Origin of the sequence: Longinema margulisiae (genome assembly GCF_025266855.1) — a bacterium.
Classification (GTDB): Bacteria; Spirochaetota; Brevinematia; order Brevinematales; family Thermospiraceae; genus Thermospira.
This window is the reverse complement of sequence record NZ_CP053071.1, coordinates 2,223,444-2,236,158: the sequence shown is the minus strand read 5'-3', so window position 1 is coordinate 2,236,158 and position 12,715 is coordinate 2,223,444. Positions and strand designations below refer to the sequence as shown.

The 12,715-nt window shown below is 42.9% G+C and carries 13 protein-coding genes; 11 read left to right on the top strand and 2 right to left on the bottom strand.

Annotation, left to right across the window (positions count from 1 at the left end; translation table 11 throughout):
- Positions 1-57 precede the first annotated feature (57 nt).
- Both BREVNS_RS10020 and BREVNS_RS10015 read right to left on the bottom strand, forming a co-directional pair.
- On the bottom strand, positions 58-1,059 hold the full coding sequence (locus BREVNS_RS10020) for a flagellar basal body P-ring protein FlgI (protein ID WP_483426870.1): 1,002 nt from the start codon (positions 1,057-1,059) through the stop codon (positions 58-60).
- Positions 1,056-1,757 carry a hypothetical protein gene (locus tag BREVNS_RS10015; protein ID WP_483426869.1) on the bottom strand — a complete coding sequence of 234 codons (702 nt, stop codon included), beginning with the start codon at positions 1,755-1,757 and terminating at the stop codon, positions 1,056-1,058. Before BREVNS_RS10015 ends, BREVNS_RS10020 begins: the two co-directional genes overlap by 4 nt.
- 141 nt (positions 1,758-1,898) lie before the next feature.
- On the opposite strand from BREVNS_RS10015, the gene BREVNS_RS10010 reads away from it, so the two are divergent.
- The 11 genes from BREVNS_RS10010 to BREVNS_RS09960 all read left to right on the top strand — a co-directional run bounded on the left by BREVNS_RS10010 (position 1,899) and on the right by BREVNS_RS09960 (position 12,706).
- On the top strand, positions 1,899-2,138 hold the full coding sequence (locus BREVNS_RS10010) for a glutaredoxin family protein (RefSeq protein ID WP_483426868.1): 240 nt from the start codon (positions 1,899-1,901) through the stop codon (positions 2,136-2,138).
- Between the two features lie 66 nt (positions 2,139-2,204).
- Positions 2,205-2,609, top strand: coding sequence for a hypothetical protein (locus BREVNS_RS10005; protein ID WP_483426867.1), 405 nt, complete (start codon positions 2,205-2,207; stop codon positions 2,607-2,609).
- Positions 2,606-3,139, top strand: a complete 534-nt coding sequence (locus tag BREVNS_RS10000) for a shikimate kinase (RefSeq protein ID WP_483426866.1) — start codon at positions 2,606-2,608, stop codon at positions 3,137-3,139. The genes BREVNS_RS10005 and BREVNS_RS10000 overlap by 4 nt, the downstream gene beginning before the upstream one ends.
- Complete coding sequence (locus BREVNS_RS09995; RefSeq protein WP_483426865.1) at positions 3,115-4,113, top strand: hypothetical protein; 999 nt, start codon at positions 3,115-3,117, stop codon at positions 4,111-4,113. The genes BREVNS_RS10000 and BREVNS_RS09995 overlap by 25 nt, the downstream gene beginning before the upstream one ends.
- Positions 4,110-4,841 (top strand): hypothetical protein, encoded by a 732-nt coding sequence (locus tag BREVNS_RS09990; protein ID WP_483426864.1) that lies wholly within the window; start codon positions 4,110-4,112, stop codon positions 4,839-4,841. Before BREVNS_RS09995 ends, BREVNS_RS09990 begins: the two co-directional genes overlap by 4 nt.
- A gap of 83 nt (positions 4,842-4,924) precedes the next feature.
- A complete protein-coding gene (locus BREVNS_RS09985; protein ID WP_483426863.1) occupies positions 4,925-6,124 on the top strand; it encodes an AAA family ATPase in 1,200 nt (399 codons plus the stop codon).
- Positions 6,121-6,675 (top strand): DUF4276 family protein, encoded by a 555-nt coding sequence (locus BREVNS_RS09980; RefSeq protein ID WP_483426862.1) that lies wholly within the window; start codon positions 6,121-6,123, stop codon positions 6,673-6,675. The genes BREVNS_RS09985 and BREVNS_RS09980 overlap by 4 nt, the downstream gene beginning before the upstream one ends.
- Positions 6,672-7,970, top strand: a complete 1,299-nt coding sequence (locus BREVNS_RS09975) for a hypothetical protein (RefSeq protein WP_483426861.1) — start codon at positions 6,672-6,674, stop codon at positions 7,968-7,970. Before BREVNS_RS09980 ends, BREVNS_RS09975 begins: the two co-directional genes overlap by 4 nt.
- A complete protein-coding gene (locus BREVNS_RS09970; RefSeq protein WP_483426860.1) occupies positions 7,967-9,448 on the top strand; it encodes an ATP-binding cassette domain-containing protein in 1,482 nt (493 codons plus the stop codon). Before BREVNS_RS09975 ends, BREVNS_RS09970 begins: the two co-directional genes overlap by 4 nt.
- A 3-nt stretch (positions 9,449-9,451) precedes the next feature.
- Entirely contained in the window at positions 9,452-10,972 is a 1,521-nt protein-coding gene (locus tag BREVNS_RS09965) for an ABC transporter permease (RefSeq protein ID WP_483426859.1), read from the top strand.
- Between the two features lie 15 nt (positions 10,973-10,987).
- Positions 10,988-12,706: an ABC transporter permease gene (locus BREVNS_RS09960; protein ID WP_483426858.1), complete on the top strand. Its 1,719-nt coding sequence runs from the start codon at positions 10,988-10,990 to the stop codon at positions 12,704-12,706.
- Positions 12,707-12,715 lie beyond the last annotated feature (9 nt).

The window sequence follows — 12,715 nt, the reverse complement described above, 5'->3', positions numbered from 1 at the left end:
ATAGCCACAGAAAGAAATTTTTGCAAAAAATAAGAAAGACAAGACCTCTATTGGAGCTTACAACACCTGAAGTTTTGCCTTGATATTCCCGTTTTTGTGAAGGAGTTGAAGGATTTTGACAATATCCTGAGAAGACATCCCGAGTTGATTGAGGCCATTCACCAGTTCCTGAACCGTGGTGGAAGAAGGGAGAATTTTGGCTGTCTGTTTCTGCGAGGTTGAAGGCATTCCCCAGGAGGGAGAAGCACCCCCAATCGCAATTTGCGACCCCTGATAGACAATAGCCGCTTCGGTAACCACAATATTTCCCCCTGCGACAACCATCCCTGTTTTGCTATCAATGGTGATACTTGGGACCTGTGGGACATCAACACGAGTGGAAAGAAGCCTTCCAAGCCATTGAGCCGGTTGTTGATCCTCAGGAATCTTGATTCGAATAGTATAATTTTCTATGGTGTATTCCACCCCTCCAAAAGAGGTCTGAAGTGTCCGTTCAATAGCCACAAAGGCATCAAAAGAATAATTGGGATCTAAATGAAGAACAACCGTATTATTCTCTTGAAGCCACGTTTGTGGGATGGGCTTCTGAAGAATACCCCCTTGAGGAATAGTTCCAGAAACACTCTTGGAAGAGGTATCAACCGTCAGCTTTCCACTGGCAACGGCGTAGATCTCATTGTCTCCACCCACAAGAGGGGTAACCACCAGTTCTCCTCCCTCAAGGGATTTTGCATCAAAGACAGAAGCCACACGAACATCCAAACGATTTCCGGCCTGGGCAAAAGGAGGAACATCAGCGACGACCATCACCACAGCAGCATTCTTGGGCTTGAACTTGTCCATATTCGCCTGAATCCCAAAATGGTGGGCAATACGGGCCAAAAACTCCTTTGTCTGCGAACCACCTTCACTATCTCCTGTGCCTTTCAATCCAACCACAATACCATAACCTATGAGAGGATTGAAAGAAAGACCTTCCACACTCACGATATATTTCATTTCTATAGGTTCAGCCCAGAGAAATCCCGCTAAAAACAGAAAAACGATCCCTTTCTTCATAAACCCTCTATCTCTTCTCTTTTGAGCCTTAGAATTCGGCTATTTATTTTATTTTCGACCAAAATAACCTCTGATTGAGGGGAAGAGATCAACCGAACAGGGATTCGGATAGAAACCCCTTTCCCTCGATAGGTGAGAAAACCCTCTTTCTCCCCTATTCTTTCAAAACCGTACACCGGCAAAAAAGACGAAGAGACAGGAAAGACCTGACGAACAGGCACAAAAAAGGATTGCACCCTCCACGAATGAGGCAGATACACCCGACAGGTGAGATATATTCCCTTCTCTTCTCTGTTTTCAGAGAGAACCTCAAAACGTTCCGGCAGATCCACACTTTCCCATGTTGTTCCCGGATAGGCCTGGAAAAGCTGAGTGTACCACTCCTCTGGCGTGAGAAGACGAATCCCACGGAAAACAACCACTTCCTTGCCCACTAACACAAAATCCCCAAAACCCAACTGCTTCATCACCTGCCCCACCTCAGAAGCATTATAAGAAGACTTTTTTGAGTCCAAAAGCGTATTGGTGGGAAGTTTTTCCTGAATCAGGTCCTGAAGAGAAACCATATCGTTTGAAGAAAGCACATAGGGACGAAGTGTAAACGTTGTAGCCATAGCTACTTCTATGAAACTCACGAAAGAAAGCCCCACCAGAACCAGAAGCCTTTTTCGTAGAAAAAAAGCCGTTTTTCTCCACATCTTCATAGTAAAAATATCGGTAGATCCACAAAAAACTGAAGAAAGACCTGACCAAGAAAGAGAAGCAGCTTTTTCATTTTTGCTTGACGATTTTTCTTCTCATGAATATATTATAATAAAATAATATGATAAGGAGTTCTTATGGAACCGAAAATTGTGATTTTCACCACCCCGACCTGTGTGTTCTGCCGCAAGGCCAAGGAATACTTCCAGAGCAAGCGTCTCAAATTCAAAGAGGTCGATGTTTCTCGTGATCCAGCGGCTGCTCAGGATATGGTGAGACGATCAGGACAAATGGGTGTTCCGGTTATTCTCATCAATAACCATGTGGTGGTTGGCTTTGATGTAGGCAAGATTGAAAGACTTTTGTCTATTCATTAGTGGATAACTCAAGCCCCTTTCTCTTTTTTCCGAAAATAAAAAGAGAAACAGGAGAAAGGGGCATACATGAAGCGTGCGATCGTCTATCTCGTTGTGAATGCTATAGCCATTGTCATTGTGATGAATTTCTTTTTTGGAAACGGCGGAGTAAGTGATCTTATTACCGAAAAACACCATCTTGCCACCGTCCAGCTCCAGACAAAAGAAAAAGAGCTTGCCCTCCTCTCCCAGAATTCAGACCTTCTTTCGGAAAAATCAAGCAAAAATATAGACGAATATTTAGTGAAACACGGTTATAAGCCTGAGAATACCCTGATCTTTCGTTTTGTTTCCCCTCCCTCCCCTCAAGAAAAGCCCTACTCGACTCATCTCATCACAAGGCTGTATCTTGTGTGCGGGATTCTCATTCTTTCACTTTTCGTGGGGGAAACCTGTCTTTATCTTTTAGCAAAAGGAGCGTTTCGCCTATGAAAATTGTGCTTGTTGGCTATCGTGGAAGTGGAAAGACGACTTTGGGGAAACATTTGGCCTCCTCTCTTTGTATCCCTTTTGTGGATACCGACCATGTAGTGGAAAGCAAGGCGGGCATGAGCATCCCGGAAATCTTTCAAAAAGAGGGGGAATCAGGCTTTCGACTCAGAGAAACCCTTGCCCTCAAGGAGGCGCTTCTTTTGGATAATGCGGTTATTGCTACAGGAGGAGGGATTGTTCTCAGACCGGAAAATCGTCTTCTCATCCGTACGGCTGATCTTGTGGTATACCTCGCCGCCCCGGTCTCTGTACTGGTAGAACGTATCCGGGGAGACACCAACCGTCCTCCCCTCACCCATCTGCCACTTGAAGAAGAGGTGATGAGTACCCTGAAAGAGCGTCTTCCCCTCTATGAAGAGGTAGCCGATCTCTCTCTTGATACCCACCTCTATAGCATTGAGGAAGCTACCCGTGAAATACTCAAACGCCTCAAAAAGGAAGAACCATGCAGCGAACCTTTGTGTTCCTAACAAAGATTCTGCTCCTCTTTGTTCTGATATGGATGGTGTTTTTCGGGGTGGTGATAGTCACCACAGAATTTCATGTAGAAAGCGGTATCTCAGAATATGGACTTTTCCTCTGGCACAAAAATGCTTATGAGAAGATCCGTGGGTTTGTTCTGAACGACACCGAGGACAAAGCCATCAAGCAAAAGATTCAGGCTTCTTTTTCGCTCCTTGAAGAAGAGAAAAACGCCTTTTTCTCTCAAATAGAAAACTTCAAACAGGACAAAAACCTCTATGATGCCATTTTTTTCTATGTTGTTTCTGGAAGTCTTCCCTCCCTTCGAAGTATCATAGATACCTACTGGCAAGATGATCCCTTCTTTGTCGAATGTTATGTGGTAGGAGAAAGCGGGGACTTACTCTACAAGTATGGAGGATATACCCTTTCCCCTCAAAAGGTGCCTTCTCAGCAAATTTACACCTTTCAAAGGGACGATACCCTCATTGACTGTATCCTCAACTGGAGAGATGAAACGTTTGAAAAGGAGCTTCAATTTCACTTTCTCTTTCGCGAAGACAAATTCTTTTCCTGGATTCAAAAGAGTTCTTTTCCTCTGATACTCCAGCTTGGGGAGACCTTCTTCAAAACGGCGAAGGTTCCAAGAGTCAATTCCCTTGACGAACTCTCCCAGAATACCCATTATGGCTCCTACGCCCTCTACCGTTTTCCTCTCATATGGAAAAACGTCGAAATCGGAACCGCTTTCTATTTTGTGAAAAGATATGGGATTGGCTGGTTTTTTGTTTTCTTAGTGAGATTGATTCTCGTCGTCGGAGTTTTTGGTGGTATGGTGGGCTTTTTCTTCTGGGTGGATCATATGATGAACAAGATGCTTTCCTATCAAAAGAAAAGGGAACAACCAGAGAATGAACTTGACGAACAAAATATCCAGTGGATAGAGGAATTCCTTGCCAATCAAAGAGAGGAAAAGAAATGAAATGGATAGGTCTTTGTCTTTTGCCTGTGATGGTGTATGCCCATTGGAGTGTCAATGATATCTGGAAGATTTCCGTGAAGCAAACCAATACCTTTTCTTTCATCAGTGACTGGGAAAACCTTTCTTTTTCCCCTTCAGGGATAACAACCACAAACGATCCTTCGTGGCTGTCTATACTCGATGTTTCTTGTGGTGAAGGATACCTGTTTTCCCACGTTTTTGTGGATTTTGAAGGATCCAGCGAAATCACCCTTGAGGTTCATAACAGTGATGATAATACCCTCCTCGCAAAAACCAATCTCACAGAAAGCGGGATTCTCCCCCTCTCCCATGTGTATCAAAAGAAAATAGACGTATGGGCCTATCTTTCGTCAGGAACAAAACTCTATAGCATAGGTGTCGTTCGTACCAAAGAGATCCCCCTTCATCCAACCAATGTCATCGTCAATCCTCAGATCCTCTACTACCCTGAGGGACGTCTTTTGATTGATCTCACCCTTCAGAGTCCCGCCTATCTTGAGATAGAACTCTACAATAAACGAGGAGATAGATTGGCTTCTATTATTCCTCTGTCGTACTATACCGCTGGACCTCTTTCTCTCCAGTGGACACCCCTTTCGATTGCCAAAACCTACCTCATGTCGGGTTCGGCCTATGTGTATGTCCGTTATCGTATCAGTACCGGCTCAAAAGAATGGGCGCACAGGTTTGAGATTGTGTATTTGTAGAAAAGAGGATATGCCTTGACTTTAATGGTTTCTTAGTGCTATAATTATTCATACTTTCGGAACAACAAAGGGAGAGAGAATATATGAGAATAGAAAATATCAAAATACAGAATTATCGCTGTTTGGAAAATATTGAAATATCCAACATTCCTCCTCTGTCAATCATCGTTGGAGCTAATGGGAGTGGGAAAACAACCCTTTTTAATGTATTTGGTTTTCTTAAAGATTGTCTTACTTACAACGTTACAAAGGCCCTCCAGGCAAGAGGTGGATATGAAGAAGTCATTTCTCGGGGAAAAAAAAATAACAAAGAAAAGAGTAATATTGTGATAGAATTACAGTACCGCATGGAAATTACAGGCAAAGAGAGATTGGTAACCTATCATTTAGAAATAGGACTTGTCAACAATAAACCGTGTGTAAAAAGAGAAATTCTTCGCTACAAAAGAGGTGCCTATGGTTCTCCTTTTCACTTTCTTGATTTTGAACAGGGGAAGGGTACTGCCGTAATAAACGAAGAAGATTTTTCTAAAAAAGATGAAGACTTAACAAGAGAATATCAGGAATTAGAACCAGATATTCTCGCTATTAAGGGGTTAGGACAATTTCAGAGATTCAAAGCTGCCAATGCCTTACGACAATTGATTGAAGGCTGGCATATTTCTGATTTTCATATCAATCAAGCAAGAGGAAGTAAAGATGAAGCAGGTTTTGCAGATCATCTGTCTATCACAGGTGATAATCTTCCTCTGGTAGCCAGAAATATTTATGACAATCATCCAGAAGTATTTAAAAAAATCTTAGATGCTATGAAAAAACGAATTCCAGGAATTGGTGAGATAACACCAGAAAGAACACTTGATGGAAGGCTACTTCTTAAGTTCAAAGATAAAAGTTTTCAAGATCCTTTTATTGACCGTTATGTTTCGGATGGAACAATTAAAATGTTCGCTTATCTTGTTCTTTTATATGATCCTCAGCCTTTTCCTCTTCTCTGTATTGAAGAACCCGAAAATCAGCTTTATCCAGCATTGTTAAGAGAGCTCCTGGAGGAATTTAGAGATTATGCTCACAGAGGGGGGCAGGTGTTTGTTTCCACTCATTCTCCGGATCTGCTAAATGCCGCTTCAATAGAGGAAGTATTCTGGTTGGAAAAAAAAGATGGTTATACTTACATTCATCGTGCTTCAGATGATGAACAGATCAGAAGATATGTAGAAGCTGGAGATCCTTTGGGCTATCTCTGGAAAGAGGGTTTTTTCAAAGGAGCTGATCCACAATGAAAGAAATCGTTTTCTTTTTAGAAGAACCAAGTATGAAAGAAATGCTTGGTTCTTTTCTTCCCCGACTTTCTTCTTCCCTACCAAAAATAACCTATGTTGTATTTGAAGGAAAGTCTGACCTGAAAAAAAGAATTCAGAGAAAGATGCAACATTACAATAATCCTGATGCCTTTTTCATTATTCTCATTGATCAGGATTCGGCAAACTGTAAAGATCTGAAAGAAGAGATAATTCAGAAAATAAAGGACTTACATAAACCTTTTCTTGTTCGTATAGTATGTCATGAACTGGAAAGCTGGTACCTTGCTGATTTGCAGGCAGTAGAGAAAGCTCTTTCCATAAAAGGATTAGCTCAAAAGCAAGGACAAAGCCACTATCGCCAACCGGATAGTCTATCTAATGCCAAACAGGAATTCAAAAATATATTGGGACCGAAGCAGGCTTATCAACCATTAAAACATGGGAGAGAAATTGGCAAGTATCTTGATCCTGACAACCAACGATCAAAAAGTTTTGCTATTTTTGTAGAAAGTTATAGAAAACTTCTATGAAGCACCTTTTTTCTCTTTTCTCCTTTTTTCTTCGCCCATTTCGGCGTCAACTTGCCTCTCATCTGGCAAGGGATAGTTTTACCCTGGTGTTTTTTCTTTTTCTTGCAGGTGTCGTTTTTTATAGATATAGCCTATTTGTTCTTTCCCTACCCGCTCAATATCATCTTCCCCTTTTCTCAGGACTGTGGTTAAGTTTTCTTGTATGGTTTTTTCTCAATTTCTGGGATAGACCCTCTCTCACAGAGAAGGAAAAACTCCTCTTTGGCGAAAGCACTCTCCCACTCAAAAGCCTCGTGTGGTATTTTCTTCTCCGGGAAATGGGAAGAAAAATCCTGCCTCTTCTTCTCTCCTTTCTTCTTCTTTTACCCATCATCAATGCACTGAGTCTTCCCCTTTTGGTCAAAATTCTTATCTTCGTTTCTCTCCCCATCGTCTGGTTCCGTTATCTCTTGTGGGCCTACTGGTTTCGTATTAGCATTGACAAAAGAAGCTGTCTTCTCTGGTTAACACTGCTCACAGTCACCTGGATAGGTATAGTCAATTATCCCATCCTTGTACCCGTTGGATTGGGAATCGAAATATTTACCCTTTTCTTTCTTCTGAAGAAAATTTTTTCTTCTTTTTCTCACTCTTTCATCACGTATTCAGCTTTCTTTCTTTCGTCACACTCTATTCCAAGAAAACAAACACAAAAACGTAAGGTTTCCGTTATTGAAAGCCTTCTGCACTATTTTCTCTCTGTCTCTGATAAACCTTCTCTCATTTCCGGAATTCTTGTTGTCATCGGCATTCTGATAGGGCTTGGCATGGTTTTGGCCTCCTCTCCTACTCTCGAAAAGCAACAGCTCAAAAATGGCCTCATCCTTCTCTGGCTGGTAGTCTTTGTAGGGGTGAGTTCACTCGCTGGTATTCTCTCCTCCCATCCGTGGTGGTTTCTCTGCCGGCTTCAACCCATACCCTTCTGGAGAGCTTCTCTTCTATCTCAGATAAAAACCCTTCTTGTTCTTCCTCTTCTTGTCCCTTTTCTTGTATGGAGCAGTCTCGTTTTGCCCTTAGAAACTCTTTTTTCTTTTCTCTGCGGTCTTCTCTGGGTAGAGATGATATGGTCTCTTCATTTTCTCATAGGAGAACGGCCAATTTTCGAGGCCCTTGTTTTTGTGTTTTTTTTCTTAGCTTTCCTTATAGGTGAATATAGCCTTTCTTGGGGATTTATTCCCGTCGCTTCTGGGATAGCCTATTTTCTCTGGAAAAAAGCAAAGCAAAAGTATACACAAAAGTGGGAGGATGTACCGTGATTCTTCTTGAAAATATTACCAAGGACTATGGAAACCACAAGGGAATATTTGACGTGAATCTTGAATTTTTCCCTGGCATTATTGGTATTCTTGGGGAAAATGGTGCCGGTAAATCCACCCTTTTTAAGCTTCTTCTCGGACTTCTGAAACCTGATAAGGGAAACATCTTCATCATGGGGAAAAACCTCTGGGAAGGGGATACTTTTATTACCAGCAAACGTTGGATTGGTTATGTTCCCCCCGAAAACTACCTTGTTCCTTCTCTCACGGGAAGGGAAAATATAGAACTTATGGCCTATTTACGATTTCAGGATAAAAATCAATACCATAGGCTTATGCCTTACATCGATATCTTAGAAATGAAGGATGTTCTTGATGAACCTCTCTCTACCTATTCCTCTGGTATGCAAAAGAAACTTCACATCCTTGTTAGTCTTTTAGGAAATCCTCCCATTCTCATCTGGGATGAACCCTACAATCAGTTAGATATTGTGGCTCTCATGCATATGAAAGAACTTCTTTTAGCTTATGCAGACGAGACAAAAGCTACTATCCTTTTCTCCAGCCATATCATCGAAATGGTGGAAGATCTCTGTTCTCATGTATGTATTCTTCATCAGGGACATGTTCACTTTTATGGGGATCTTCCTCCTCGCGGAAAGCTTACTCCGTATTACGTGGATATTATCCAGAAAAAAGAACCTGCTTTTCTAAAAAATTCGTCTCCAAAAGTTGAAATTTTGTCCCCTTGTGGATATGATATAACCAAAGAACTCAAAGGAGACTCTATGCCTCTCATTGAAGTCAAAAACGCCAAAAAGGACTATCCTTTAGGGAAAACGACTGTCCATGCCCTGCGGGGGGTGAATCTCACTGTGGAGGCAGGTGATTTTTTCTCTATAGTGGGACCTTCTGGGAGTGGAAAAACCACTCTTCTCAACCTCATCGGGTGTATCGATCACCCAACGGAAGGAGAGGTCATCATTGACGGGCAAAATGTCTCTCAACTCAGTGATAAAGAACTCACCAACATCCGCCTCTACAAGGTGGGTTTCATCTTTCAGACCTTCAATCTTATTCCGGTGCTAAATGTCCGGGAGAATGTGGAGTTTCCCCTGCTTCTCATGAAAGACAGGGCAGGACTCACCAGAGCTGAAATCAACGAACGGGTGGAAAGACTCATTGAAGAAGTAGGTCTCAAGGATTTTATCACCCACAAGCCTACGGAACTCTCAGGAGGACAGCGTCAGCGGGTGGCTATTGCCCGTGCTCTGGTGACCAAACCGGCTATTGTGCTTGCTGATGAACCCACCGCCAATCTTGATTCAGAGACAGGTGAAAGTATTTTAGCCATCATGCGTCGTTTGAATGAGAGTGAACATATCACGTTTATCTTCTCTACCCATAACCCTGATGTGCTCAAGTATGCCAAGCGTATTATTCGGCTCAAAGATGGACTTGTGGTCAGTGAGGAGTAAACCATGCAGGGGCTTTTTTATACCATTGCCTTTCGAAATCTTTTTCGCCATAAAGGGAAAAGTCTCATTGTGGGAGGGCTTCTCTTTCTTGTGGCCCTTCTTCTCACCTTTGGTAATGCCACCATCAAGGGTATGAACAGGGCCCTGGAAAAAAATATAGTTCGTGGTTTCACCGGGAATCTCGCCATTATCTCCACCAACCAGATGGACAAGGAGGTTTTTGGATCTTTTTCGGGCCGCCCTATGGCGTTGATAGAAAACTATCCCAAAATCAGTAACGTCCTTGCTTCGCTTGATGTGGTAGAAGATTTTCTCCCCATTGGCAGAAACGTAGCCATGCTTTTCAATAGTGGTGGTACGCCTGTTTTCTATATGATTTATGCCGTGGATTTAGATAGATACCAGTCTTTTTTTGAAAACAGGATTGAAATCATAGAGGGAAGACGCCTTGAAAAGGGTGAACGTGGGATGATGATGGGATCTCTCATCAGAAACCAGACGGCTGAAACGGTGAGTCTCTGGCTTTTTCCAGAGGGAAGTGAAATCGTTTTTTCCAACATGCCCCCAAAAGTGTTCACCAACAGGGAAAGTCTCACCTATGCTTCTGAGGCTGTTTTAGTGGGCTTGAGTGACGATGTAGGAAGCGATATTCGGCTTCCCGTCAGAGGAATTTTTCGGTTTGAAAGTCTCAATGCACTCTTTGGAGGATATACTGTCTTTGTTGATCCCCTTTCCTATGTCGAGATGTTCAACTACATTGTTAATTCTCCTACGACTGTTCTCAGTAAACAGGAGAAAGACTTTCTCAAAACCGACAATTTTGATGCCCTTCTTGAAGAAAACCTTTTTTCTACCGCTTCTCCGACCACATCCCAGACCTACTCAGAAGAAAACATTCGTCAGGCTCTCAAGCGTAGCCAAACCTACACTTACTCCACAGAAGCCTACAATGCCGTCATTGTCAAAACAAAAAAAGGAATCTCTGATACGGTGGCTCTTCAAAAGGTAAATAGCGCTCTCAAAGAGGCAAACGCCGATGGAAAGGCTATCTCCTGGAGAGAGGCCATTCCCCAATTATCCCAGTATATTGGCATTGTTCAGGGACTCTTTGGGGTGGTCATGTTTATGCTTTTTCTTGTTTCTGTGATCATTGTGATGAATACTATCTCAATGTCCGTCGTCGAAAGAACCACAGAGATTGGCATGATGAGGGCCATTGGCTCTCAGAAGTCGTTTATCGGACGTATGATTCTTGGAGAAACGTTGACATTGGGGGTGGTTTTTGGGGGGAGTGGTATCGTGGCCGGTGCTCTTCTCTCATGGCTTATAGCCGGGTTAAAACTCAAGGCAAAGGATGAGATGATCCAGATTCTTTTTGGAGGAGAGTATTTTCTCCCTGTCGTGGGAATTCCAGATATGATAGGGAATCTTGTCGTTCTTCTTTTTGTTCTCTGGATAGCCTCTCTTTATCCCATCCGTATAGCCAAAAGAATCACTCCCCTTGAGGCTATTTCACGTGAATAACAAGGAGAGAAAACTATGAAAATCGCTACTCTTCTTTTTCTTGCCTTTCGTAACCTGACACGCCAGAAAAGACGCAATCTTTTCCTTGGCTCAGGTATTGCCATCGGAATTACCCTATTAGTGGTGGCAGGTTCTTTCTCTCTGGGGCTGAAGGATCTTCTCATTGACAGGTGGATTAGCTATATGAGTGGTCACATCCAGGTGACTGTCCTGGGAAGCGTCAATGACTTTTATGGAAGGGGAAAGGGCTTTTTCAAAGACAAAAACATGGTGGAAAATATCCTTGCTTCGTACACCAATGAGATTGACTTCTTCTATACCGATGCCTCTGCCTTTGTTCGACTCATTGGGAACAGAAGAACAGATCTTATTCAACTTGTAGGTATGGAGGTAGATGAGGGTTTTCTCAAGTTTCTCAATGTTGTCCAGGGCAATGGCTGGGACCTCACCAACACCTCTCAATATGAAAATCCTATCGCCATCACCACAGACAAGGCAGACTACCTGAGAGTAAAACTCTATGACACAGTAAAGGCTTCTTTCCAGACTATCCACGGCCAGATGCAAACAGCGAAGTTTACCATTGTCGCCATCTACAAGGCAGATGTCTCCTACATGGGTTGGGTGGGATACGTGCCCAAAGTAGCCATGCGAAAGCTCCTCGACTACCGCGATCACGAATGGGGAAGTGTAGTCATTGTCCTCAAGGACAAAAAAAAGGCCATTCCCCTGGCTACCGAAATCCACCAAAAGCTTACTCCTCCCCTTATGGTCGTCAAAGCCCGCGTAGGAAACAGTGAAGGGCTTGTAGGGGGATTCTGGCGGGATGAAAAACGTTTTGAGTCTCTCAGCAATCTTCTCACCATTCATGAGGTTTCCCCTCATGGGGATATCAGAAAAAATGGGGTTCTTGTACCCCTTTCCATGGCCAAAAAACAAAACCTTCAGGGAGGAAAAACCATCACCATCACCTACCAAAGCCGTTTTGAAGGAACAAAAACTGTACAAATTCCCATTACTGGCATGTATACCAGTAGCCTTTTACCCTCAAATCTTATTCTCATAAACGAAAAAGAATTCTATACCCTTTTTCGTTCTCTTCCTGCCAAAGAAAGTATGGTTTCTCTCTCTCTTTCGAATACCGACTTTCTCTGTACTGAGTGGTATCTTCTCCCTCGTCCGAAAAGTGCCCAGGAGATCAACAATCTCTACGATTCCCTGAAACAAAACCCTATTTATGCAGACAAAGTTCTGGTTTCCACCCTCTATGAATCCGCTTCATCTTTTCTTCAATTTCTCTCAGCCATCAATATGGTGAGTCTTGTATTCGCTTCTTTTCTCTTCCTGATTGTGATGGTTGGGCTTGCCAATTCTCTCCGGATGGTCATCCGCGAAAGAACACGAGAAATAGGTACCCTCCGTGCCATTGGAATGCAAAGATCAGATGTGCGCTGGCTTTTTCTCTTTGAAGTGGGACTTCTCATGCTCCTCTCTGGACTTGCTGGCATCCTTCTCGGCTGGCTTCTCGTAGGCATTCTTTCTTCTCTTCCTTTAGATGACTCAGGGTTTATTGGCATGCTTCTTCTGAATAAACGTCTGCACCTCGTAATGGACTGGGGGTGGAATATTTTCTGTCTTTTCTTCGTGATCATTCTCGGGCTTCTCACGGCTTACCGTCCGTCCAAGCGTGCCGCACGGATGTCACCAGCCGAAGCCCTTATCCATTACGAATAATAAGGAGTA

Coding starts and splice junctions, on each gene's coding strand:
- BREVNS_RS10020 (WP_483426870.1), bottom strand. CDS start 1,059: ATGAAGAAAGGGATCGTTTTTCTGTTTTTAGCGGGATTTCTCTGGGCT.
- BREVNS_RS10015 (WP_483426869.1), bottom strand. CDS start 1,757: ATGTGGAGAAAAACGGCTTTTTTTCTACGAAAAAGGCTTCTGGTTCTG.
- BREVNS_RS10010 (WP_483426868.1), top strand. CDS start 1,899: ATGGAACCGAAAATTGTGATTTTCACCACCCCGACCTGTGTGTTCTGC.
- BREVNS_RS10005 (WP_483426867.1), top strand. CDS start 2,205: ATGAAGCGTGCGATCGTCTATCTCGTTGTGAATGCTATAGCCATTGTC.
- BREVNS_RS10000 (WP_483426866.1), top strand. CDS start 2,606: ATGAAAATTGTGCTTGTTGGCTATCGTGGAAGTGGAAAGACGACTTTG.
- BREVNS_RS09995 (WP_483426865.1), top strand. CDS start 3,115: ATGCAGCGAACCTTTGTGTTCCTAACAAAGATTCTGCTCCTCTTTGTT.
- BREVNS_RS09990 (WP_483426864.1), top strand. CDS start 4,110: ATGAAATGGATAGGTCTTTGTCTTTTGCCTGTGATGGTGTATGCCCAT.
- BREVNS_RS09985 (WP_483426863.1), top strand. CDS start 4,925: ATGAGAATAGAAAATATCAAAATACAGAATTATCGCTGTTTGGAAAAT.
- BREVNS_RS09980 (WP_483426862.1), top strand. CDS start 6,121: ATGAAAGAAATCGTTTTCTTTTTAGAAGAACCAAGTATGAAAGAAATG.
- BREVNS_RS09975 (WP_483426861.1), top strand. CDS start 6,672: ATGAAGCACCTTTTTTCTCTTTTCTCCTTTTTTCTTCGCCCATTTCGG.
- BREVNS_RS09965 (WP_483426859.1), top strand. CDS start 9,452: ATGCAGGGGCTTTTTTATACCATTGCCTTTCGAAATCTTTTTCGCCAT.
- BREVNS_RS09960 (WP_483426858.1), top strand. CDS start 10,988: ATGAAAATCGCTACTCTTCTTTTTCTTGCCTTTCGTAACCTGACACGC.